Raw genomic sequence first — 22,689 nt, forward strand, 5'->3', positions numbered from 1 at the left:
TCGCCCGCTCAGCGCTGGTCGCTTATCGCCCGTCAGATGGGGAGATCCACATGAACTCAAGACTTCTGCGCCGCTTCGCCACGGGCAGGACGCTGGTCCTGGGCGCCGTACTGGCCCTGGCGTTGCCGGGATCCGCCTACGCCAACACCGTGAGCGTGACCGTGAAGACCCCCGGTGCCACCAGCGGCCCCGCCTCTTCCAGCTCCGAGATATCCACCCACGCGGACTGCGCCAGTGGCCTGATCTCCGGCGGTGGGATCAACCAGGCCATCGGAACCGGAGCGGGCGTGAACGGCAACCACGTCAACGGCACCTCGCCGAGCTCCGACGGCACCACCGAATACACCGGCTCCACCGGTGTCGTCGGCACCGACGTGACGCACTGGCTGGGCATCGGCGGGAGCGGGGGGCAGGTCAACGCCTCCTTCTCCAGCACCCCGTACGCGATGTGTTTCACCAGCAACCTGATCAACCACACCCAGGTCGTCATGAACAAGGCCAACACCCCCACCACCGGGGCGACGGTGGGCCGCGTCACGGCGACCTGCCCGGCCAACACCCGCCTGCTCGGCGGCGGTGCCCGGACCACGCCGGGCGACACGGGCAGCTACAAGGTGATCGCCAGCTTCCCCACCTTCAACAACTCCGCCCACAGTTACGGCGCCAAAGCCGCGGCGGACGGGGAGACCAACCCCGACTCCTGGTCGGCCGTCGGCTGGGACGGCAACTCCAACAGCGCCAACTACACCTACGCCTACGCGATCTGCAGCGGAAGCGGCATCAACGTCAGCGGAGCCACGGTGACGGTCCGTCAGAGCGAGGTGAGCGGCCCGACCAGCGGGAGCACCGGCCAGACGGCGACCGTGGGCTGCGGCCAGGGCGACGGGAACCTGGTCAGCGGGGGCGCCGCGATCAGCGGGGGCAACGTGACGACCACCGACTTCACCGGCCCGGCCTCGGGCGGCGACCACCTCAACGGCAGCTTCCCCAGTACCTCCGGCGGCGCCGCGGTCGGCGACGGGACCACCACGGCGGCGTACTGGACGGCATCCGCCCACACCGGCGGACAGAGCTCGCCGGGCACCGACACCGACGTCTGGGCGCTGTGCGCCAACGACGGCCTCTGAGGCAGCGGTTGCCCTCAACCAGCCACGCACGAGGAAACAAGAGAGAGATTCCGATGAGCACGAAACTTCGGCGGAGCTCCGCCACGGCCACGGCGCTGATCCTGGCCGGCCTGCTGACCGTGACGGTGCCGGGAGCCGCGTATGCCAAGACGGCCGACGTCACCGTCAGCACCCCCGGGGCCACCATGGGCCCCGCGACCCCCTTCACCGGCGTCTCGTCAAACGCCGATTGCGCCGACGGTCTCGTCTCCGGCGGCGGGGCCGACCAGGCCATCGGCACCGACGAGATGGCCAACGGCAACCATGTGATGGGCATGGTGCCCAGCGCCGACGGCGTCACCGAGTACACCGACACGCCCGGGATCGTCGGCACCGACGCCACGCACTGGATGGCGTTCGGCGGAAGCGGGAGCCGCAGCAGCCACGCCTTCTCCACCACGCCTTACGCGATATGCCTCCACAGCAACCTGATCAGGCACACCCAGGTGGTCATGAACAAGGCCCCCGGGCCCTCCGTCGGGCTGTCGGCCCGCATCGTGACGGCGACCTGCCCGGCCGGCACGGTCCTGATCGGCGGCGGCGCCCGCAGCACCCCGGCCAGCGTCGGCAGCCTCAAGCCCGTCGCCAGCTTCCCCACCTTCAATGACGCCGCGCACCACTTCGGCACGATCGCCGCGGGCGAGGGCGAGACCGACCCCGACTCCTGGACGGCCGTCGGCGGGATCGGCGGCGGCCGCGACCAGAACAACATGACCTACGCCTACGCGATCTGCAGCACGGACGACATCCGCCTCAAGCACGTCTCGACGACGGTCCGCTTCAACGAGGTGAGCGGCCCGAACACGGGCTCCACCGGACAGACCGCGACGGTCGGCTGCTCCCGCGAGGACGGACGGCTGGTCAGCGGCGGCGCCGCCATCAGCGGGGGCAACGTCACCACGACCGACTTCACCAAGGCGACTTCGGGCGGCCCCCACCTCAACGGCAGCTTCCCCAGCGACGCCGCCGGCACCCCGTTCGCCGACGGGAGCTCCAACCCGTCGTACTGGACGGCGGCCACCCACAGCGGGGGTACGCCCTCTCCGGGCAGCTACTCCGACGTCTGGGCGCTGTGCCTGGACGTGCGGCACGGGCACAAGCGGTAAGGACACCGCCTAGCGCTCAGCCCCGGCCGGGATCCAGGCGTAGCGGTGTTCGGGGCGGCCGGTCTCGCCGTAGCGGAGGGTGAGCCGGACCCGGCCCGCCCGGTCCAGGAGCTTGAGGTAGCGCTGGGCGGTCTGCCGGCTGATCCCGGCCCGGTCGGCGATCTGCTGGGTGGAGAGCGGGCCGTCGGCCGTACGGAGCACCTGCCGGACCAGTTCGGCGGTGGTGGGGGAGTGTCCCTTGGGGAGGTCCACCGGGCCCGCGGCGCCGGCCAGCGCTCCGAAGATCCGGTCGACCTCGGCCTGTTCGGCCTCCCCGCCCTCGTCCAGGGTGCGCCGCAGTGCCGCGTACGCCTCCAGCTTGGCGCGCAGGCCGGCGAAGGTGAACGGCTTGACCAGGTACTGGAGGGCGCCCAGCCGCATGGCCGACTGGACGGTGGCCAGGTCCCGTGCGGCCGTCACCATGATCACGTCGGTCTGCCGGCCGAGCTGGCGGAGCCGGCGTACGAGGTCCAGGCCGTTGCCGTCCGGCAGGTAGTGGTCCAGCAGCACCAGGTCCACCGGGTGGCCGCCGAGGAAATCCAGGGCTTCGGCCGCGGAATGTGCCTGCCCGGACACGGCGAATCCGGGAACCCGCGCCACGTACGCGGCGTTGATCCGGGCGACGTGCACGTCGTCGTCGACGACCAGGACGCGGATGGCCCCGGTGGTCGTCCCGCTGCCCGGCCCGCCGCTCATCGCAGGGCCTCCGGAAGGACGACGGAGAACTCCGCGCCGCCGTCCGCCGCCTCGCCGGCCCGGGCGCTGCCGCCCTGCCGCTCCGCCAGGCGGCGGACCAGTGCCAGCCCCAGGCCCCGCTCCCGGTGGGCCTTGGGCTGCTTGGTGGACCAGCCTTCGGTGAAGATCTCCTCGCGCCGTGCGGCGGGGACCCCGGGCCCGCTGTCGCGCACCCGCAGGACGGCGGTGCGGCCCTCCGCGCGCAGCTCCACCTCGACCCGGGCGCCCTCCGATCCCGCCGCCGCGTCCAGGGCGTTGTCCACCAGGTTCCCGAGGATGGTGACGAGACCGCCCGGGTCGACCAGGCGGTCGGGGAGGAGGGTGGATCCGGCCAGCCGCAGGGCGACTCCGCGCTCGGCGGCGACCGTGGCCTTGCCCACCAGCAGGGCGGCCAGCAGGGGGTCGCCGACCTTCTCGGTGACCTGCTCGGCCGTGCTCCGGTGCACCCCGGCCACCTCGGTGACGTACTCCACCGCCTCCTCGTGCAGGCCGAGTTCCAGCAGCCCGAGGAGGGTGTGCAGCCGGTTGGCGTGCTCGTGGTCCTGGGCGCGCAGGGCGTCGATCAGGCCCCGGGTGGAGTCGAGTTCGCGGCTCAGGTGCTCCAGCTCGGTGCGGTCGCGGAGGGTGGCGACGGCGCCGCCGTCCTCGGTGGGCATCCGGTTCGCCACCAGGACCCGGGGGCCCCGGACGGCGAGCAGGTCGCGCCCGGTGACCCGGCCGGACAGCACGTCGGCGGTGCGGCCGGGGCCGAGCGCCTCCGCCACCGGGCGTCCGGTGAGGGCGTCCGGGTCGAGGCCGAGCAGCCGGGCCGCCTCGTCGTTGACCAGGCGGACGCGGCCGTCGCGGTCGAGGGCGACCACGCCCTCGCGGATGGAGTGCAGCATCGCCTCTCGTTCCGCCAGCAGCCCGGAGATATCGGAGAAGGCCAGGTCACGGGTCTGCCGCTGGATCCTGCGGGAGATCAGCCAAGCGGCCAGCGCGCCGACGGCGAGCGCGCCGCCCGCGTACGCGAGCAGGCCGGGGATGGCGCCGAGCAGCCGGTCCCGGACGCTGTCGTAGGCGATGCCGACCGAGACGGCGCCGACGATCTCCCCGTCGGCGGCGAGCAGCGGCACCTTGCCGCGGGCCGAGCGGCCCAGGGTGCCCTCGTCGATCTCCATCACCTCGTACCCGGCGAGGGCCCGGCTCGGGTCGGTGGAGACGGGCAGCCCGATCCGGTCCGGGCTCGGGTGCGAGCGGCGGATGCCGTGCCGGTCGAGGACGACGACGTACTCGGCGCCGGTTGCGCGGCGGATCCGCTCGGCGGCGGTCTGCACGGGACCGTCCGCGGTGGCTGCGGAGTCCAGCAGGCCGGCCGAGACGGCGGGGTCGGCGGCGGTGCTCTGGGCGATGGCGAGGGCGCGCCGCATCGCCTGGTCGTCGAGCTGGGCGCCGAGCGGGGCCAGGAACAGCCCCGTGGCCAGCACGGCGACCCCGGCGGCGATGGCCAGCTGGGTCAGCAGGATCTGGGAGACCGCCCGCCGGGGGAACCGCGGGGCGCGCCATGTGCTCATGGCGCCCCACGGTAAGCCGATTCGCTCCCGCGGGGAATGCGCGCCTCCGGCCGTGCGGCCGTGCGGGCCGGATGGGCCGGTCCTGGGCCCACGCCGCCCGGCCCGGGACCCGCTCCGGTTCGGGGCGGCCCCGCCGTACCGGGCCTGCGGGCCGGCTGTGGCCGGTCGCGCAGTTCCCCGCGCCCCTGGCGGGGCGGGAGGTGGCGCCCATGCCGCCCGGCCGCGGACGCCCGGCTGAGTCGGAGGCCGCCCCGACCGGGACCCTGGCCGCCGGTCAGGGGCGGGCCCGGGTGTATCGGGTCTGCGGGCCGGCTGTGGCTGGTCGCGCAGTTCCCCGCGCCCCTGGGGGCGGAGGTGGCGCCCATGCCGCCCGGCTCGGGACCCAGCCCTGGTTCGGGGCGGGCCCGCGGTGTCGGGCCTGCGGGCCCGTTGTGGCCTGTCGCGCAGTTCCCCGCGCCAGACGTCAGGGGAGGGGCTGGGGTGGGCGGGGGCCGGTGTAGTGGCCGGTGGGGCGCATGCGGAGGGGGCGTTCGCCGTACTCCTCCAGGGCGTGGGCGATCCAGCCCGCGGTGCGGGCCACCGCGAACACGGTCTCCCCGGCCTCCGCGGACATCCCGTAGGACACGGTCAGGACGGCGAGCGCCAGGTCGACGTTGGCGTGCAGCCCCCGGCCCTGGCGGGCGGTGACCGCGACCACCTCCCGGGCGGCGGCCAGCGCCGGTGCGGCGGCGTCCAGTGCGGAGAGCCGCGCGAACAGTGCGCCGGCGCGGGGGTCCTCGCCCTGGTAGAGCCGGTGCCCGAGTCCCGGCACCCGGCGGCCGGTCCGCAGGTGGTCGGCGACCACGGGGGCGGCCCCGCCGCGCTCCAGCACGTCCAGCAGCATCCGGTGCGCCAGCGGCCCCGCCCCTCCGTGCAGCGGGCCTTCGAGGGCGCCGAGGCCGGCCGAGACGCAGGCGTAAGGGTGGGACCTGGACGAGGCCGCGACCCGGACCGCGAGCGTGGAGGCGGCCAGGTCGTGGTCGGTGAGCAGGGCGAGCGCGAGGTCCAGCACCGCAACGGCCGAGGGGTCGTGCGGGAGCCCGGTGAGCCGTGGCCAGAGCTGTCCGGCCAGTCCGTGCCCGCCGGCTTCCCCGCCGCCGGCCGGCGGCTCGGTGCCGAGCACCGGCAGGGAACCGACCAGGGTCGGGATCAGGCCCCGGGCCGCCCCGAGCACGGACTCCTCCGACAGGTCGAAGCGCAGCGGGTCCGCCACCGCCGCCGCGGCCGTCGCCACCCGCAGCCGGTCCACCGGCCCGCTGTGGTCGGGCAGCGCCGCCACCGCCCGGCGGGCTGCCGCCAGCAGCTCGGGCGGGGCCGTGAAGCGGGTCCCGCGAGGCAGCCGCCCGGTCCACAGCCACTCGGCGACCTCCTCGTAGCCGTACCGGCCGGCCAGCTCGACGGCGTCCACGCCGCGGAACCAGTAGCGGTCCGGCTCGATGAGCGTCAGCGCGGTGCGCACGGCGAGCTCGCCGGACGGGGCTGCGGCCTCCCGGCGGTTGCGTCGTGCCAGCGCGGCGACCTCGGCGGCGTCGAAGGTGCTTCCCCGGCCCACCGGGTCGCGGCGGCTGCCCAGCAGGCCGCGGCTGACGTACGCGTACACCGTCGCCGGCTTCACACCGAGCAGTTCGGCGGCCTCGCGGGTGGTGAGCCGGTCATTCATGCACCCCACCCTACATATATTGATTGAATCAAGATTGACTCAGACTGCATCAAGCATGGATGGTCGAGTCGTGAATGCAACCGCCACCCATACCGAGATCACCGATGGCCTCGCTCCCCGCGGACTCGCGGGCGTCGTCGTCACCGAGACCGCGCTCGGAGACGTCCGGGGCCGCGAGGGCTTCTACCACTACCGCCAGTACTCGGCCGTCGAGCTGGCCGAGCGCCGCGGCTTCGAGGACGTCTGGCACCTGATGTTCCGCGGCACCCTGCCCGGCCCCGCCGAGCGGACCGCCTTCGCCGCCGAGCTGGCCCCGCTGCGCCGCCTCCCCGAGGACGTACGGACGGCCCTGCCCGCCCTCGCCCGGTCCACCGCCGCCTCCGGTCCGCTCGCCGGCCTGCGTACCGCGCTGTCGCTGCTGGGCGCCTCGGCCGGGTTCCGCCCGCTGTACGACCTCGACCCGGCCCGCCGGGCAGCCGACGCGCTGGCCGCCTGCGCCGCCGTACCCACCCTGCTCACCGCCCTGCACCGGCTCGGGCAGGGCCTGGAGCCGGTCGAGCCGCGCGAGGACCTGCCGTACGCCGCCAACTACCTGTACATGCTGACCGGTGAGGAACCCGACCCGGTCCGGGCCCGGGCGGTCGAGCGCTACCTGATCTCCACCGTCGACCACGGCTTCAACGCCTCCACCTTCACCGCCCGCGTGATCGCCTCCACCGGGGCGGACGTGGTGGCCTGCCTCACCGGGGCGATCGGAGCGCTCTCCGGGCCGCTGCACGGCGGGGCGCCCAGCCGGGCCCTGGACACCCTCGACGCGATCGGCACCGCGGACCGGATCGACCCGTGGATCCGCGAACGGGTACGCGCCGGGGACCGGATCATGGGCTTCGGCCACCCCGTCTACCGGACCGAGGACCCGCGCTCCCGCATGCTGCGGGAGATCGCGCGCGGATTCGGCGGGCCGCTGGCGGACTTCGCCGTGGAGGTCGAGGAGCGGGTCGAGGCGATCCTCGCGGAGCTGAAGCCGGGCCGTGAACTGCACACCAACGTCGAGTTCTACGCCGGCGTGGTCATGGAGCTGTGCGGCCTGCCGCGCGAGATGTTCACCCCCACCTTCTGCGTGGCACGGGTGGTCGGATGGAGTGCGAACGTCCTGGAACAGGCGGCCGACTCGAAGATCATCCGCCCGGCCGCCCGGTACGTGGGACCCACCCCGCCGCAGCCCGTTCCGGCGGCGGGCTGACTACGATCGTCCGGGTGAACAGCAGCGCCCGGGCGAACAGCAGGCAGCCCATTCCCGTCGTCGTACTCGCCGGATTCCTCGGTTCCGGCAAGACCACCCTGCTCAACCACCTGCTCCGGGCCGCCCGGGGCACCCGGATCGGCGTGGTGGTCAACGACTTCGGCTCCATCGAGATCGACGCCATGAAGGTCGCCGGCCAGGTCGGCGACTCCATGGTCTCGCTCGGCAGCGGCTGTCTGTGCTGCGCGGTGGACGGCAGCGAGCTCGACCTCTACCTCGGGAAGCTCTCACAGCCGCAGCACCGCATCGACGTGATCGTCATCGAGGCGAGCGGGCTGGCCGAGCCTCAGGAGCTCGTGCGGATGCTGGTGGCCAGTGAGAACCCCGCCATCCGGTACGGCGGGATGGTCGAGGTGGTGGACGCCGCCGAGTTTGACGCCACCCGGGCCCGGCACCCGGAGACCGACCGCCACCTGGGCGTGGCCGACCTCGTCGTGCTGAACAAGACCGACCGCGTGGACCCGGCCGAGTCCGCCCGCATCGAGGAGGTGCTGGCCGGCCTGTGCCCCGGCATCCCGGTGGTCCCCGCCGACCACGGCCGGATCGACCCGGAGATCCTCTTCGACCGGAGGCCCTGGACCGAGACCCGGGGCCAGCTGTCGTTCGAGGACCTGCTCGCGGAGGCCGAGGACCACGAGGGGCACGCCCACGCGCACTACGAGAGCACCGAGTTCACGGCGGACGGCGCCCTCAGCCCGCGCCGGTTCATCGATTTCCTCGACGGCCGCCCGCACGGCCTGTACCGGATCAAGGGCTACGTGTACTTCGGCGTCCCCGGTCACGAGGAGAAGTACGAGGTCCATGCCGTGGGCAGGTTCCTGCGGTTCGCCCCGCATCCCTGGGGCCGGACCGAACCCCGCCGGACCCAGCTGGTGATGATCGGCTCCGGCACCGACGGGGCCGCCCTGCTCGCGGGGCTCGAGGACTGCCGGGAGCCCGACCCGGGCCGTCTCGGCCCCGACACCATGTGGGGCGTGCTGCGGTACGTACACCAGGAGCCGGAGCCGGAGCCGGAGCCCGAGCGGGACCCGCGCTCCGTCCCGGACGCTCAGGCGACCTCGACGCCGTAGTCGCCCAGCAGCTCCGCGAGACCGCCCCGGTAGCCGCGGCCGCCGGCCACGAAGTCCCAGTCTCCGTTCGCCCGGCGCCGGAACGAGCCGAGGGTGAGCGCGGTCTCGCCGGGCCGGCCGTCGCCGACCTCCAGCCGGTCCAGCTCCTCCCCGGCCGGGCCCAGCAGGCGTACGAACGCCCCCGAGAAGCCGGCCAGGTCGCCTGCCGGGGCCTCCTCCGGGTCCACTGCGGCGACCAGCACCAGCCGGTCGGCCCGGTCCGGGAGGTGGTCGAAGGCCACCTCCAGCGCGGCACGGTCCGGCGCGGCCTGCTGCCGGGCCCGCACGGAACCGTCGGGGGTGCCCGGGTTGTTGAAGAACACCAGGTGCTCCTCGCTCAGCACCTCCCCGCCCCGGCAGACCAGCGCGCACACGTCGAGCGGGACGCCGCCCGTCCAGTTCAGCCCGAGCACGTTGAACGCGTCCGCCGGTATGCGGCCGGCAGCCTGCGGAGCGACCGCGGGCCCCGCCGCGGCGACCGCGGGCATCGCGGCCACGGTGGGCGCCGTGGACACCGAGGGGAAGGCGGGGGCCGCCGGCGGAGCGGAAGGCATCGCGGGCGGCGCCGGGGGCACCTGGGGGAGCGGCAGCGCGGCCAGGGTCGGGGCCCAGGCGTCCGCCGTGGACGAGGAGCGCGCCGAGGAACCCGCCGAGGAACCCGCAGGGGAGCCCGCCGGGGAGGGCGGTGCGGCCGGGGCCGGCGGCGCGCCCGCCGGGCCGCCGCCCAGCCGCCCGCGCAGCCCGTGCCGGTGCAGCAGCTCGACCAGGTCCGGCCCGGACACCAGCTCCAGCGGCTTGCCCTCCGCGAACCGGTGCGAGGAGGGCCCGAACGAGGAGGTGGTGACCAGGACGCCCTTGTTCGCGCCGCGGTCCTGCACCGTCCCGAACAGGTCCCGGACCGCCGTCGGCGGCACCGTGTTCCGGTAGCGCTTGACCTGCACCACGATCCGCCCGCCGCGGATCGGCGTCGGGTCCACCGCCTCGACGTCCACCCCGCCGTCCCCGGACCGCTGGGTGGTCACGGCCTCCATGCCCATGGCCCGGAAGAGCTCGGCGACCAGGTCCTCGAACTCGATCGGGTCCATGACGAACAGATCGGGCTCCGGCCCGCCGTTCCCACCGCCCGCGGCGCCCGGGGTCCCGGTGCCCCGCACGGCTCCGGCGGCGGGTCCGGCCGCCGGTCCGGTGCCGCGGCCCGCCTCCGGGGCCTGCTGCACGGGCCGTACGGCCGTCTGCTGGTCGGGGCGCGCCGACAGCTGCCCGCGGAGCTCGTCCACCAGGCAGTCCACCGCGCTCACCTGCTCCAGGTGCAGCCCGGCCATCGCGGAGCGGTCGGCCCGCACGGTCGCCAGGTGGATCCGGGACGGCCGGCCGGTCGCCGGATCGTGCCCGTCCAGGAAGCCGTTGACCACCACCGAATCCAGCACGCCGGACTCGTCCGCCGCGAACGCCCGGTGCACGACCAGCAGCACGCACTGCGCCAGCACGTCCCGGTACAGCTCACGCCGCTGGGTGACCGGCCGGGCGGTCTCCTTGTCCTGGTCGGTGCTCGGCACGTACCGCACGGCCTTGGCCTCGGGTACCACGTCGAAGCCGGGCAGCTCCCAGTCCACGACCAGCCGGCGGGCCGCCGGGTCGTACGAGGCCTCGTGCTGCCGCGGCAGTTCCTGCGGCCAGCCCGGAGCGGCGTCCAGGGCCTCGGAGAAGTGGTCGACGACCGCGTCGGGGTCCCCGGCGCGCAGTGCGCCGCCCCGCCCTGCGAGCACCTCGTTGTGTCGGCGGATCTCGGCGATCCGCTGCTCCGCCCAACGGTCGTACTGCCTGCGGAGGGCCTCCAGTTGCCGCTGCCGCTCGGCCTCGGCGGCGTGCGCCGCCTGCCAGGCCTGGGTGTAGCGGGCGTGCGCCTCGCGCTCGGCCCGCTGCCGCTGGCCCGCGGTCAGCGACCAGCCGGTCTGTGCCTGGAACTGCGCCAGCTGGGGCATCGGCACCGGATGCGCCAGGTGCCCCGGGTCGAAGGGCTCCACCTGCTCCGGGAGCCGCTGCGCGGCGCCGGCCCGGAAGGCGGGGGCGCGGCACCCGGCGGCCAGCAGCCCGCGCAGGGCCTCCGTCCGGGCCTCCAGCTGCTCGGTCCGGCGCTGGGCCTCGGCCGCGCGGTGGCGCCGGTAGGCGGCCTCCTGGCGGCGCAGCCCCTGCGCGACCTCGCGCTCGTGGGCGCGCTGCCGCCGTTCCGCCTCCTGTTGCTGCCGCTGGATGGCTGCCCAGGTCTGCAGCGGACCGTTCGAACGACGGCTCATCAGCGGCTCTCCCCCCACCCGCAGCCGCTACGACACGAAGGGCCGGCTGCGTCACCAAGACCTTAACGGCCCGAAACGGGCCGCGGACCACCCGGTGTTGACCGGACCGCCCGGACCGCCCGGACCGCCCGGACCGCCGGGATCGCCCGGACTGCCCGGACCGGCCGCGGCGGGTGGAGCCGCGGCCGGTCCGGTACGAGGTCCGGCACGAGGTCCGGTACAGGTGTCAGAGCGCGGCGCCCGCCACCACGTCCACCGGCTTCGGCAGCGGCGCGCCCGAGCCGTCCCGGCGCGGGTCCGGCTCCGGCAGGTCCACCGGGGTGCCGTTGGCCAGGGCGCCGCGGGCCGGGGCGTGGCCGGCCCAGGCCAGCACCAGCCCGTCCTCGCCCTTGAGGAACCGCTGGCAGCGCACACCGCCGGTGGCGCGGCCCTTGCGCGGGTACTGGTCGAACGGGGTCAGCTTGGCCGAGGTGGCCGAGCCGTCCAGGGTGCCCGCGCCGCCGGCGACCGTGAAGACGTACGCCTCCGCAGCCGGGTCCACCGCCGAGAAATGGATCACCTTGGCGCCCTCGGAGAGCTTGATGCCGGCCATGCCGCCCGCCGGGCGGCCCTGCGGGCGCACCTGGCCGGCCGGGTAGCGCAGCAGCTGGGCGTCGTCGGTGATGAAGACCAGGTCCTCCTCACCGGTGCGCAGCTCCACCGCGCCGACGATCCGGTCGCCCTCCTTGAGGGTGATGACCTCCAGCTCCTCCTTGTTGGCCGGGTAGTCGGGCACCACCCGCTTGACCACGCCCTGCTCGGTGCCCAGCGCCAGGCCCTGCGAGTTCTCCTCGTCCAGCGAGGTCAGGCAGACCACCTTCTCGTCCGGCTCCAGGCCGGACAGGAACTCGCTGATCGGGGCGCCGCCGGCCAGGTTGGGTGCGGAGGCCGTGTCGGGCAGCTGGGGCAGGTCGATCACCGCGATGCGCAGCAGCCGGCCCGCCGAGGTCACCGCGCCGATATCGGCCCGGGCCGTCGCCGTGACCTGGGAGACGATCAGGTCGTGCCTGCTGCGCCTGCCGTCGCCCTCGGGCAGCGGGGCGGCCGTCACGGTGCGGGCCAGCAGACCCGTCGAGGACAGCAGCACCCGGCACGGGTCGTCCGCGACCTCCAGCGGGACCGCCGCCACCGGCGCGCCCGCCGACTCCAGCAGCACCGTACGCCGCTCGGTGCCGAACTTCTTCGCCACCGCGGCCAGTTCGGAGCTGACCAGCTTGCGCAGCTCGCTGTCCGATTCGAGGATCCGGGTGAGCTCCTCGATCTCGGTGTTCAGCCGGTCGCGCTCCGACTCCAGCTCCAGCCGGTCGAACTTGGTGAGCCGGCGCAGCGGGGTGTCCAGGATGTACTGGGTCTGGATCTCGCTCAGCGAGAAGCGCTGCATCAGGCGCTCCTTGGCCTGCGCCGAGTTCTCGCTCTCCCGGATCAGCGCGATGACCTCGTCGATGTCGAGCAGCGCCACCAGCAGGCCCTCGACCAGGTGCAGCCGGTCGCGGCGCTTGCCGCGGCGGAACTCGCTGCGCCGCCGCACCACGTCGAAGCGGTGGTCGAGGTAGACCTCCAGCAGCTCCTTCAGGCCCAGCGTCAGCGGCTGCCCGTCGACCAGGGCCACGTTGTTGATGCCGAAGGACTCCTCCATCGGCGTCAGCTTGTAGAGCTGCTCCAGCACGGCCTCCGGGTGGAAGCCGTTCTTGACCTCGATGACCAGGCGCAGGCCGTGCGCGCGGTCGGTGAGGTCCTTGACGTCCGCGATGCCCTGCAGCTTCTTCGAGCCGACCAGGTCCTTGATCTTCGCGACGACCTTCTCCGGGCCGACCGTGAACGGCAGCTCCGTCACGACCAGGCCCTTGCGGCGGGGCGTCACGTCCTCCACGGCCACCGTGGCGCGGATCTTGAAGGTGCCGCGGCCGTTCTCGTACGCGTCCTTGATCCCGGCCAGGCCCACGATGCGGCCCCCGGTCGGCAGGTCGGGGCCCGGGACGAAGCGCATCAGCGCCTCCAGGTCCGCGTGCGGGTACCGGATCAGGTGCCGGGCCGCCGCGATGACCTCGCCCAGGTTGTGCGGGGGCATGTTGGTGGCCATGCCGACCGCGATGCCGGAGGCGCCGTTCACCAGCAGGTTCGGGTACGCCGCCGGCAGTGCGACCGGCTCCCGCTCCTGGCCGTCGTAGTTCGGCGTGAAATCGACCGTGTCCTCGTCGATGGACTCGGTCATCAGCGAGGTGGCGTCGGCCATCCGGCACTCGGTGTACCGCATCGCGGCCGGCGGGTCGTCGTTGCCGAGCGAGCCGAAGTTGCCGTGTCCGTCGACCAGCGGCAGCCGCATGGAGAAGGGCTGCGCCATGCGCACCAGGGCGTCGTAGATCGACGCGTCACCGTGCGGGTGCAGCTTGCCCATGACCTCGCCGACGACGCGGGCGCACTTGACGTAACCGCGGTCGGGGCGCAGTCCCATCTCGTTCATCTGGTACACGATCCGGCGGTGCACCGGCTTCATGCCGTCCCGGGCGTCCGGCAGGGCGCGCGAGTAGATCACCGAGTACGCGTACTCGAGGAAGGAGCCCTGCATTTCGTCGACGACGTCGATGTCGAGGATCTTCTCCTCGAAATCCTCCGGCGGCGGGGTCTTCGTGCTGCGGCGGGCCATCGCTGCGGCGCTCCTTAACCATGACGTGGGTCTGACGCGGACCATTGTGGCCCCAAGCACCGACAACGCCGACCCCGACCCGGGGGAGTCGTCCCGCCGGGCCGCTCCCCGGCCGTTCCGGGGCCGCCCCCGCGGGGTGGCCGGCTGCCGGGAACTTCTCCGGCTGTCGGTGCGCTTGCATACAGTGACAGGTCTGACAGGAATCTCAGCATCGCGATCGAAGGGACCACATGCCCATGGGTCACACGGCCACCGAGCAGACCGCCTCCGGCGGCCTGACAGCGACCGAGCACCGGCTGGCCAATGGCCTGCGCGTGGTGCTCTCCGAGGACCACCTGACCCCGGTGGCCGCGGTCTGCCTGTGGTACGACGTCGGCTCCCGGCACGAAGTCAAGGGGCGTACCGGCCTGGCTCACCTCTTCGAGCACCTGATGTTCCAGGGTTCGGCGAGCGTGAAGGGCAACGGCCACTTCGAGCTGGTCCAGGGTGCGGGCGGCTCCCTCAACGGCACCACCAGCTTCGAGCGCACCAACTACTTCGAGACGATGCCCACCCACCAGCTGGAGCTCGCGCTGTGGCTGGAGGCGGACCGGATGGGCTCGCTGCTGGCCGCCCTGGACGACGAGTCCATGGAGAACCAGCGCGACGTGGTGAAGAACGAGCGCCGCCAGCGGTACGACAACGTGCCGTACGGCACCGCCTTCGAGAAGCTGACGGCCATGGCCTACCCCGACGGCCACCCGTACCACCACACCCCGATCGGCTCGATGGCCGACCTGGACGCCGCCTCCCTGGAGGACGCCCGCGCGTTCTTCCGGACGTACTACGCGCCGAACAACGCGGTGCTCTCGGTCGTCGGCGACATCGACCCCGAGCAGACCCTCGCCTGGATCGAGAAGTACTTCGGCAGCATCCCGGCACACGACGGCAAGCAGCCGCCGCGCGACGGCACGCTGCCCGAGATCATCGGCGAGCAGCTGCGCCAGGAGCTCGTCGAGGAGGTGCCCGCCCGGGCCCTGATGGCCGCCTACCGGCTGCCACACGACGGCACCCGCGAGTGCGACGCCGCCGACGTGGCCCTGACCATCCTCGGCGGGGGCGAGTCCTCCCGGCTCCACAACCGCCTGGTGCGCCGTGACCAGACGGCCGTCGCGGCCGGCTTCGGCATGCTGCGGCTGGCCGGCGCGCCCTCGCTGGGCTGGCTGGACGTCAAGATCTCCGGCGGGGTCGAGATCCCCGCCATCGAGGCCGCCGTGGACGAGGAGCTCGCCCGGTTCGCCGCCGAGGGCCCCACGGCCGAGGAGATGGAGCGCGCCCAGGCCCAGCTGGAGCGCGAATGGCTGGACCGGCTGGGCACGGTGGCCGGCCGCGCCGACGAACTCTGCCGCTTCGCGGTGCTGTTCGGCGACCCGCAGCTCGCGCTGACCGCCGTCAAGCGGGTGCTCGACGTCACGGCCGAGGAGGTGCAGGCCGTGGCCGCCGCGCGGCTGCGTCCCGACAACCGCGCGGTGCTGGCCTACGAGCCGCTGGCCGCCGACGCCGACGCCGACGATGCCGAGAACGACGAGAACGAGGGGGCGGAGCAGTGAGCGACACCGCAGCCGTCACGATGACCTTCCACCCGCAGCCGCAGGCCGGCGCACCCAAGCCGTGGGCCTTCCCCGCTCCCGAGCGCGGCACCCTGCCCAACGGCCTGACCGTGCTCCGCTGCCACCGCCCCGGACAGCAGGTGGTGGCCGTCGAGATCTTCCTCGAGGCCCCGCTGGACGCCGAGCCCGAGGACCTGGACGGCGTGGCCGCGATCATGGCGCGGGCGCTGTCCGAAGGCACCGACAAGCACTCCGCCGAGGAGTTCGCCGCCGCGCTGGAGCGCTGTGGTGCCACCCTCGACGCGCACGCGGACCACCCCGGCGTCCGGGTCTCCCTGGAGGTCCCCGCCTCCCGGCTGCCCAAGGCGCTGGGCCTGCTCGCCGAGGCGCTGCGCGCCCCCGCCTTCGCCGACGGCGAGGTGGACCGGCTGGTCCGCAACCGGCTCGACGAGATCCCGCACGAGCTGGCCAACCCGCAGCGCCGGGCCGCCAAGCAGCTCTACAAGGAGCTGTTCCCGGCCGCCACGCGGATGTCGCGGCCGCGCCAGGGCACCGAGGAGACCGTCGCCCGGATCGACTCCGCCGCCGTACGCGCCTTCTACGAGGCCCACGTACGCCCCGCCACCGCCACCGCCGTCGTCGTCGGCGACTACACCGGCATCGACCTGGACGCGGTGCTGGCGGACACCCTGGGCGGCTGGACCGGCGGCAGCGCCGCGCCCCGTCCGGTGCCCCCGGTGAACGCCGACGACACCGGGCGCGTGATCATCGTGGACCGGCCCGGCGCGGTTCAGACGCAGCTGCTGATCGGCCGGATCGGGGCGGACCGGCACGACCGCGTGTGGGCGGCCCAGGTGCTCGGCACGTACTGCCTGGGCGGCACCCTGACCTCCCGCCTGGACAAGGTGCTGCGCGAGGAGAAGGGCTACACCTACGGGGTGCGCGCCTTCGGGCAGGTGCTGCGGTCCACCCAGGAGGGCACCGGAGCGGCCATGCTGGCCATCAGCGGCTCCGTGGACACCCCGAACACCGGTCCGGCGCTGCAGGACCTCTGGAAGGTGCTGCGGACGCTGGCCGAGGGCGGCCTGACCGACGCCGAACGGGACGTGGCGGTGCAGAACCTGGTGGGCGTGGCCCCGCTGAAGTTCGAGACCGCGGCGTCCGTCGCCGCCACCCTCGCCGACCAGGTCGAGCAGCAGCTCCCGGACGACTACCAGGCGCAGTTGTACGCGCGGCTGGCCGAAACCGGCACCGTGGAGGCCACGTCGGCCGTCGTCAGCGCCTTCCCGGTGGACCGCCTGGTCACGGTGCTGGTCGGCGACGCGTCGCAGATCGAGGAGCCGGTACGGGCGTTGGGCATCGGCGAGGTGACCGTGGTCGCCAACTGACCGCGGTGACACCCGGTTTGGCGCCGGGCGGCTGAGTCCGGCCGACGTCAAACGGGTTTCGGGCCATGAGGTCCTGGCGGGTTGTCCGCCAGGACCTCATGCGTCTCGAATGCCCCTTTTACGGGTGGGGTTGCCCGTATGTCGTGTGGCGTACGCAACAAAAAGCCGTGTCCATTTGGTGATCGAGTGATGATCCGCCTAGCGTCGGTCTCGCTGTCCGTCAGCTGCAACAGCCGCACCCGCGGCACCGGACAGCGATCGCCGAGTCCCCGTCAGGCGCGAGCCTGGGGAGCCGGGGACCCACATCAGTCCCTGGGGTGAATCGGACCTCCTCCGCGGAGGGGTCCGTAGGAGACCTTCCTGCTCCGAACCCGTCAGCTAACCCGGTAGGCGAGAGGGAAGGAAAGGATCACCCTTTTCATGGGCACTCGTGGCGCCGGCAAGCACCGTGGTTCCAGCCGCCTGACGAAGAAGACCGCCGGCATAGCCGGGATCGCCGCGCTCGCCACCACCGGCGTCATCGGCGCCTTCGCGGCCCCGGCCTTCGCGGCCGACAACGACAGCGCGCCGCAGGACCCGGCCCTGAACCACATCAGCATCGGCGATGACGCGGCCGTCGAGATCGAGGCCCAGGCCGACGCCCAGCAGGCCGCCGCCGAGACGGCCGCCGAGGCCGCTGCCCTCAAGGCGCAGGCCGAGGCCGAGGCCAAGCAGCGGGCCGCCGAGGCCAAGCGCATGGCCGAGGCCAGGGCGAAGGCGGAGCGCGAGGCCAAGGAGCGCGCCGAGCGCGAGGCCGAGCGCAAGCGGCTGGGCACCTTCGTCTCGCCGCTCGCCGACTCCTACGTCTCCACCCAGTACAAGGCCGGCGGCGGCATGTGGTCCTCCGGCAGCCACACCGGCATCGACTTCCACGCGGCCTCCGGCACCGTGGTCCGCGCCGTGGGCATGGGTACCGTCGTCGAGGCGGGCTGGGGCGGCGCCTACGGCAACAACGTGGTCATCAAGCACGTGGACGGCACGTACACCCAGTACGGCCACATGTCCTCGCTCAGCGTCCGCGTCGGCCAGCAGGTCACCCCGGGCCAGCAGATCGGCCTGTCGGGCTCCACCGGCAACTCCAGCGGCCCGCACCTGCACTTCGAGGCCCGCACCGGCGCCGACTACGGCTCGGACGTCAACCCGATCACGTACCTGCGCAATCACGGCGTCACCGTCTGACCGGACGGAAGACCCCGAAGGTCTCCGAAGGTCTCCGAAGACCCTGAAGACCCGAAGATCCCGAAGAAGGCCCCGGCTCACCGAGCCGGGGCCTTCTTCCGTCTCCGGATCCTTCCGTTTTCCCGTCCGTACTCGGAAATTCCCGCGCGCTGCCATACAGTTCTTGGATCGGTATCCGATCGGTACCGGTGTCGAATCGGCGGCTCGTAATCAGGCGGAGGTCCGGTCTTGCGTATTCCTGCGCATGCGGTGTGTACGGCAATTCGCGACGACATCGTCACCGGCGTATTCGCACCCGGCGGCAGACTCACCGAGGAGCTGCTGGCCCGCCGTTACGGAGTCTCCCGGGTCCCGGTCCGCGAGGCGCTGCGCACCCTGGAGTCCGAGGGGTTCGTGATCACCCGGCGGCACGCCGGGGCGTGCGTGGCCGAGCCGACCGAGCAGGAGGCGGCCGATCTGCTCGAGCTGCGGATGCTGCTGGAGCCGCTGGCGGCGGCCAGGGCGGCCCGGCGGCGTACCGACGCCCACCTGAAGGTGCTGCGCGGGCTGGTCAGGCTGGGCCAGGAACGGGCCAGGCAGGGGCAGGGCGAGGACCTGCGGGCGCTGGGGGGCTGGTTCCACGAGACCCTGGCCCAGGCGTCCGCCAGCCCCGGCCTGATCTCGCTGCTGGGGCAGCTGAGGCACAAGGTGGCCTGGATGTTCGCGGTCCAGCCGGCGGCCCGGCCGGTGGAGTCCTGGGCGGAGCACGGCGCGATCGTGGACGCGGTGGCCCGGGGGGACGCGGAGCGGGCCCGTGCCCTGACGGCGGCGCACGTGGAACGGGCGGAAGCGGGGCACCGGCCGCGGTGGCGGGGCGCCCGGGCGGGGGCGGCGCGGTGAGGAACCCGCAACCTGGCGTCAACATGCCGAGCGGCCGCAGTTAACAGCAGCCGTATACAAAGGGAAGGCAGTGTCCGGCACCACGGGTGCCCGGCCCATTTCCGGAGTCCGGGAATTCGCGCGACTCCGTGCCTGATATTGCTGCCGCTTCTCGGCCGTGCTCATTATCGCGCCCGGAAATGAGGCCTGCCCGGAAATCCGGTATACCCGGAAATCCGGTGTACCCGGGAAAGTCCGGAGCGGTTCCGCTTCGGGGAATTCCCGCCCGCCGGTCCGGCCGCACATGCCGGAGCCGCGGCTCCCGACCAAGCGGAGCCGCGGCTCTGGTGTATGGGGTGGGGGGACCCGAAGGGTCAGACCGTCTCGGGGAGCTCCTCGAGGCCCTCGGCGACCAGCTTCGCCAGGCGGTCCAGCGCGACCTCCGCGCCCTCCACCTCGGAGGCGAGCACGATCTCCTCGCCGCCCTGGGCGCCCAGGCCCAGCACCGCGAGCATGGAACCGGCGTTGACCGGGGTGCCGTCCGCCTTGGCGATCGTCACCGGGATGCCGGAAGCCGTCGCCGCACGGACGAAGATCGAGGCGGGACGAGCGTGCAGGCCCTCGGCCCAGCCGACGTTGACGCGGCGCTCTGCCATGGTGGTTGCCCTTCAGGTTCTGGCGGTTGTCTAGACCAGTCTCTCACGGCGTGCGGAATGCTCAGACCGACCTCCGGGCCGAAACATTTCCGCCGTTGGACCTCCCAGCTTGCACCCCTTCGTCCCGTATTGCCCAACACGCCGCGCGAGCGCTCACCGGCCCCTTCCGGCCTTAAGATCACTCCATGACCACCGCGTCGGATCCCTCGTACCCGGCTCACTGGGAAGCGGACGTCGTGCTGCGCGACGGCGGCACCGCCCATATCCGCCCCATCACTCCCGAGGACGCAGACCGACTGGTCAGCTTCTACGCGCAGGTCTCGGAGGAGTCGAAGTACTACCGCTTCTTCGCCCCGCACCCCCGGCTCTCCGACCGCCAGGTCCACCGCTTCACGCACCACGACTACGTGGACCGCGTCGGCCTCGCCGCCACCGTGGGCGGGGAGTTCATCGCCACCGTCCGCTACGACCGGATCGACGCGGACGGCCGTCCCGCATCCGCTCCCGCCGACCGGGCCGAGGTCGCCTTCCTGGTCCAGGACGCCCACCAGGGCCGTGGCGTGGCCTCCGTACTCCTCGAACACATCGGCGCGGTGGCCCGCGAACGCGGCATCCGCCGCTTCGTCGCCGAGGTACTGCCCGCCAACACCAAGATGATCAAGGTGTTCAAGGACGTCGGCTACCAGCAGAAGCGGACCTTCGAGGACGGCTCCGTGCACCTCACCCTGGACCTCGAACCCACCGCCGAGTCCCTCGCCGTCCAGCGCGCCCGCGAACAGCGCGCCGAGGCCCGCTCGGTGCAGCGGCTGCTCGCGCCCGGCTCCGTCGCGGTGATCGGGGTCAGCCGGTCCGGCGGCGGCGTGGGCGCCGCCGCCCTGCGCAACCTGCGCGACAGCGGCTTCCGGGGGCACCTCTACGCGGTCAACCACGCCCTCCCCGCGGGCGGCATGGCCGGAGACCTCCTGGAGGGCGTCCGCGCCTACCGCTCGCTCGCCGACATCGGCGCCCCCGTCGACCTCGCGGTCGTCGCCGTCCCGGCGGAACGCGTACCCGAGGTGGTCGCCTCCTGCGGGGAACACGGGGTCCAGGGCCTGGTGGTCCTCTCCGCCGGCTACGGCGAGAGCGGCCCCGACGGGCTGGAGCGGCAGCGCGAACTCCTGCGCCAGGCACGGTCGTACGGGATGCGGATCATCGGCCCCAACGCCTACGGCATCATCAACACCTCGCCGGAGGTCAGCCTCAACGCCTCGCTCACCCCGGCCCCCGCCCCGGCCCGCGGCCGGATCGGTCTGTTCACCCAGTCCGGCGCGATCGGCATCTCCCTGCTGTCCGGGCTGCTGCGGCGCGGCGAAGGGCTCTCCTCCTTCGTCTCGGCCGGCAACCGCGCCGACGTCTCCGGCAACGACATCCTCCAGTACTGGTACGAGGACCCGGACACGGACGTGGCGCTGATGTACCTCGAAACCCTCGGCAACCCGCGCAAGTTCACCCGGCTCGCACGCCGGACCTCGGCGGTGAAGCCGGTGGTCGTCGCCAAGGGCGGCAGCCACACCGGGGTCACCCCGGCCGGGCACGCCGTCCCCGCCACCCGGCTCCCCGACGCCACCGTCTCGGCACTGCTGCGCCAGGCCGGCGTGATCCGCGTGGACACCGTCACCGAACTGGTCGACGCCGGCCTGCTGCTGGCCGCGCAGCCGCTGCCCGCCGGACCGCGGGTGGCCATCCTCGGCAACTCCGAGTCGCTGGGCGTCCTCACGTACGACGCCTGCGTGTGGGAGCGGCTGCGCCCGCGGCCGCCGCTCGACCTGACCACGGAGGCCACGCCGGAGGACTTCCGGGCCGCCCTCGCGGCAGCCCTGTCCTCGGAGGACAACGACGCGGTGGTCGTCACCGCCATACCGGCGGTGGGCGAGCCGGAGCTGGCCGACGAGCTGGCCCAGGCCCTGCGCTCCGCTGTCGCGGAGACACCCGGCAAGCCGGTCCTGGTGGTCCACGTCGAGCTCGGCGGCCTGGCCGACGCCCTGTCCGCCGCGCGGACCTCCGGGCCGTCGGGCCTCGGAGGGCTCTCGCGCGTCGCGGCCGCAGGCGAGGACGCAGGCGAGGACACGGGCATCGCCCGGAGTGCCGGTGCACACCAGGGCTCCGCCCACGCGGCCCGGGAACCGGGCGGTCCCGAGGCCACCGGCCTCGCGGCTTCCGGTACGACCGCCGCCGGTCCCGCGGCCGCCGGCCGCGCGGTGGCCGCCGGTGCCGGATCCGCCGGTTCGGCGGCACCCGGCTCCGGCTCAGGGTCCGCGGCCCCCGGGCCCGCCGGCTCCGAGGCGCCGGGTGGCCCGCACCCCGACCCCGCGCGGGAACCGCTCCGCATCCCCGCCTACCCCGCGGCCGAACGCGCCGCACGCGCACTGGCCCACGCCGTCCGCTACGCCGACTGGCGCCGCGCCGACGCGGAGGCCGGCAGCACGCCCGAATACGAGGACATCGACGAGGCCGGAGCCGCGGAGCAGCTCGCCGGACTGCTGCGGGAGGCCGGCGGCGACGCCGTCCTGACCCTCGGCCCGGCGGACGCCGCCGCGCTCCTGGCCCGGTACGGCATCCGCGTCCTCCCCACCCTGCCCGCGCCCACCCCCGACGCCGCGGTCGACGCCGCCCGGCGGCTCGGCTACCCCGTCGCCCTCAAGACCACCGCCCCGCACCTGCGGCACCGCGCCGACCTGGGCGGCGTACGACTGGACCTGACCACCGAGGCCGAGCTGCGCCGGTCCTACGACGAGCTGACCGAGACCCTCGGGAAGCCGGCCGAACTGCAGCCGGTCGTACAGGCCATGGTGCCGCGCGGGGTGGACACCGTGATCCGGTCCGTGATCGACCCGGCCGTCGGTGCGGTGCTCTCTTTCGGCCTGGCCGGCGTTCCCTCCGAACTCCTCGGCGACACAGCCCACCGCCTGGTGCCCGCCAGCTCCCGGGACGCGGCCGAGCTCATCCGGTCCATCCGGGCCGCCCCGCTCCTCTTCGGCTGGCGCGGCAGCGACCCCGTGGACACCCCCGCCCTGGAGGAACTGCTGCTGCGGCTCTCCCGGCTGGTCGACGACCACCCTGAGGTGGTCGGGATCTCGCTGGAACCCGTCGTGGTGGCCACCGAGGGCTTCTCGGTGCTGAGCGCGAGCGTCCGCGTGGCGCACCCGCCCGCCCGCACCGACCTCGGCCCGCGGACCCTGCCCAGCTGCTGAGCCGGACGCCGCGGGGGCCACCGAGGACCTCCGTCCGGGACGGGCGCCCCCGCCCGCGGCGCG

The 22,689-nt window shown here is 73.7% G+C and carries 15 protein-coding genes and 1 riboswitch; of the genes, 9 read left to right on the forward strand and 6 right to left on the reverse strand.

Translation table 11 applies throughout. From position 1 onward, the window contains the following. Positions 1-50 precede the first annotated feature (50 nt). Positions 51-1,127, forward strand: a complete 1,077-nt coding sequence (locus ACGFQ9_RS32585) for a hypothetical protein (protein WP_393578879.1) — start codon at positions 51-53, stop codon at positions 1,125-1,127. A gap of 53 nt (positions 1,128-1,180) precedes the next feature. Continuing rightward, the gene (locus ACGFQ9_RS32590; RefSeq protein WP_393578881.1) at positions 1,181-2,272 is read left to right on the forward strand and encodes a hypothetical protein; all 1,092 of its coding nucleotides are present in this window, start codon (positions 1,181-1,183) and stop codon (positions 2,270-2,272) included. A gap of 9 nt (positions 2,273-2,281) precedes the next feature. Here ACGFQ9_RS32590 and ACGFQ9_RS32595 read toward each other — a convergent pair whose 3' ends face one another. From ACGFQ9_RS32595 to ACGFQ9_RS32605, 3 genes are all read right to left on the reverse strand, one after another. Next, positions 2,282-3,007 (reverse strand): response regulator, encoded by a 726-nt coding sequence (locus tag ACGFQ9_RS32595; protein WP_393578883.1) that lies wholly within the window; start codon positions 3,005-3,007, stop codon positions 2,282-2,284. Then, a complete protein-coding gene (locus ACGFQ9_RS32600) occupies positions 3,004-4,599 on the reverse strand; it encodes an ATP-binding protein (RefSeq protein ID WP_393578884.1) in 1,596 nt (531 codons plus the stop codon). The genes ACGFQ9_RS32595 and ACGFQ9_RS32600 overlap by 4 nt, the downstream gene beginning before the upstream one ends. Before the next feature lie 463 nt (positions 4,600-5,062). Beyond that, positions 5,063-6,298: a citrate synthase gene (locus ACGFQ9_RS32605; RefSeq protein WP_393578886.1), complete on the reverse strand. Its 1,236-nt coding sequence runs from the start codon at positions 6,296-6,298 to the stop codon at positions 5,063-5,065. A 55-nt stretch (positions 6,299-6,353) separates the two neighbouring features. Here ACGFQ9_RS32605 and ACGFQ9_RS32610 point away from each other — a divergent pair, with 55 nt between their 5' ends. Together ACGFQ9_RS32610 and ACGFQ9_RS32615 are read left to right on the forward strand one after the other, a co-directional pair. Next, complete coding sequence (locus ACGFQ9_RS32610; RefSeq protein WP_393578888.1) at positions 6,354-7,541, forward strand: citrate synthase; 1,188 nt, start codon at positions 6,354-6,356, stop codon at positions 7,539-7,541. Positions 7,542-7,555: 14 nt separating this feature from the next. After that, positions 7,556-8,671 (forward strand): CobW family GTP-binding protein, encoded by a 1,116-nt coding sequence (locus ACGFQ9_RS32615; RefSeq protein ID WP_393578890.1) that lies wholly within the window; start codon positions 7,556-7,558, stop codon positions 8,669-8,671. Here ACGFQ9_RS32615 and ACGFQ9_RS32620 read toward each other — a convergent pair. After that, a complete protein-coding gene (locus ACGFQ9_RS32620; protein ID WP_393578891.1) occupies positions 8,650-11,004 on the reverse strand; it encodes a restriction endonuclease in 2,355 nt (784 codons plus the stop codon). The two genes, ACGFQ9_RS32615 and ACGFQ9_RS32620, sit on opposite strands and share 22 nt — an antisense overlap. Positions 11,005-11,230: 226 nt before the next feature. Beyond that, the gene (locus ACGFQ9_RS32625) at positions 11,231-13,687 is read right to left on the reverse strand and encodes a DNA topoisomerase (ATP-hydrolyzing) subunit A (protein ID WP_393578893.1); all 2,457 of its coding nucleotides are present in this window, start codon (positions 13,685-13,687) and stop codon (positions 11,231-11,233) included. Between the two features lie 236 nt (positions 13,688-13,923). Between ACGFQ9_RS32625 and ACGFQ9_RS32630 the strand changes: the two genes are divergently transcribed. The 4 genes from ACGFQ9_RS32630 to ACGFQ9_RS32645 all read left to right on the forward strand — a co-directional run bounded on the left by ACGFQ9_RS32630 (position 13,924) and on the right by ACGFQ9_RS32645 (position 18,761). Further along, positions 13,924-15,276 (forward strand): M16 family metallopeptidase, encoded by a 1,353-nt coding sequence (locus tag ACGFQ9_RS32630; protein WP_393578895.1) that lies wholly within the window; start codon positions 13,924-13,926, stop codon positions 15,274-15,276. Between the two features lie 20 nt (positions 15,277-15,296). Beyond that, entirely contained in the window at positions 15,297-16,664 is a 1,368-nt protein-coding gene (locus tag ACGFQ9_RS32635; RefSeq protein WP_393578963.1) for a M16 family metallopeptidase, read from the forward strand. A gap of 249 nt (positions 16,665-16,913) precedes the next feature. Continuing rightward, positions 16,914-17,072: riboswitch (cyclic di-AMP (ydaO/yuaA leader) on the forward strand. Positions 17,073-17,084: 12 nt separating this feature from the next. Beyond that, positions 17,085-17,882, forward strand: coding sequence for a M23 family metallopeptidase (locus ACGFQ9_RS32640; RefSeq protein ID WP_393578897.1), 798 nt, complete (start codon positions 17,085-17,087; stop codon positions 17,880-17,882). Positions 17,883-18,110: 228 nt separating this feature from the next. Next, complete coding sequence (locus ACGFQ9_RS32645) at positions 18,111-18,761, forward strand: GntR family transcriptional regulator (RefSeq protein WP_393578898.1); 651 nt, start codon at positions 18,111-18,113, stop codon at positions 18,759-18,761. A gap of 353 nt (positions 18,762-19,114) precedes the next feature. On the opposite strand, the gene ACGFQ9_RS32650 is transcribed toward ACGFQ9_RS32645, so the two are convergent. After that, a complete protein-coding gene (locus ACGFQ9_RS32650) occupies positions 19,115-19,396 on the reverse strand; it encodes an HPr family phosphocarrier protein (RefSeq protein WP_393578899.1) in 282 nt (93 codons plus the stop codon). 185 nt (positions 19,397-19,581) lie between these two features. On the opposite strand from ACGFQ9_RS32650, the gene ACGFQ9_RS32655 reads away from it, so the two are divergent. Next, a complete protein-coding gene (locus tag ACGFQ9_RS32655; protein ID WP_393578901.1) occupies positions 19,582-22,626 on the forward strand; it encodes a GNAT family N-acetyltransferase in 3,045 nt (1,014 codons plus the stop codon). Positions 22,627-22,689 lie beyond the last annotated feature (63 nt).

Origin of the sequence: Streptomyces sp. NPDC048603 (assembly GCF_043199475.1) — a bacterium.
Classification (GTDB): Bacteria; Actinomycetota; Actinomycetes; order Streptomycetales; family Streptomycetaceae; genus Streptomyces.

Coding starts and splice junctions, on each gene's coding strand:
- ACGFQ9_RS32585 (WP_393578879.1), top strand. CDS start 51: ATGAACTCAAGACTTCTGCGCCGCTTCGCCACGGGCAGGACGCTGGTC.
- ACGFQ9_RS32630 (WP_393578895.1), top strand. CDS start 13,924: ATGGGTCACACGGCCACCGAGCAGACCGCCTCCGGCGGCCTGACAGCG.
- ACGFQ9_RS32590 (WP_393578881.1), top strand. CDS start 1,181: ATGAGCACGAAACTTCGGCGGAGCTCCGCCACGGCCACGGCGCTGATC.
- ACGFQ9_RS32605 (WP_393578886.1), bottom strand. CDS start 6,298: ATGAATGACCGGCTCACCACCCGCGAGGCCGCCGAACTGCTCGGTGTG.
- ACGFQ9_RS32595 (WP_393578883.1), bottom strand. CDS start 3,007: ATGAGCGGCGGGCCGGGCAGCGGGACGACCACCGGGGCCATCCGCGTC.
- ACGFQ9_RS32610 (WP_393578888.1), top strand. CDS start 6,354: ATGGATGGTCGAGTCGTGAATGCAACCGCCACCCATACCGAGATCACC.
- ACGFQ9_RS32625 (WP_393578893.1), bottom strand. CDS start 13,687: ATGGCCCGCCGCAGCACGAAGACCCCGCCGCCGGAGGATTTCGAGGAG.
- ACGFQ9_RS32600 (WP_393578884.1), bottom strand. CDS start 4,599: ATGAGCACATGGCGCGCCCCGCGGTTCCCCCGGCGGGCGGTCTCCCAG.
- ACGFQ9_RS32655 (WP_393578901.1), top strand. CDS start 19,582: ATGACCACCGCGTCGGATCCCTCGTACCCGGCTCACTGGGAAGCGGAC.
- ACGFQ9_RS32650 (WP_393578899.1), bottom strand. CDS start 19,396: ATGGCAGAGCGCCGCGTCAACGTCGGCTGGGCCGAGGGCCTGCACGCT.
- ACGFQ9_RS32620 (WP_393578891.1), bottom strand. CDS start 11,004: ATGAGCCGTCGTTCGAACGGTCCGCTGCAGACCTGGGCAGCCATCCAG.
- ACGFQ9_RS32635 (WP_393578963.1), top strand. CDS start 15,297: ATGACCTTCCACCCGCAGCCGCAGGCCGGCGCACCCAAGCCGTGGGCC.
- ACGFQ9_RS32640 (WP_393578897.1), top strand. CDS start 17,085: ATGGGCACTCGTGGCGCCGGCAAGCACCGTGGTTCCAGCCGCCTGACG.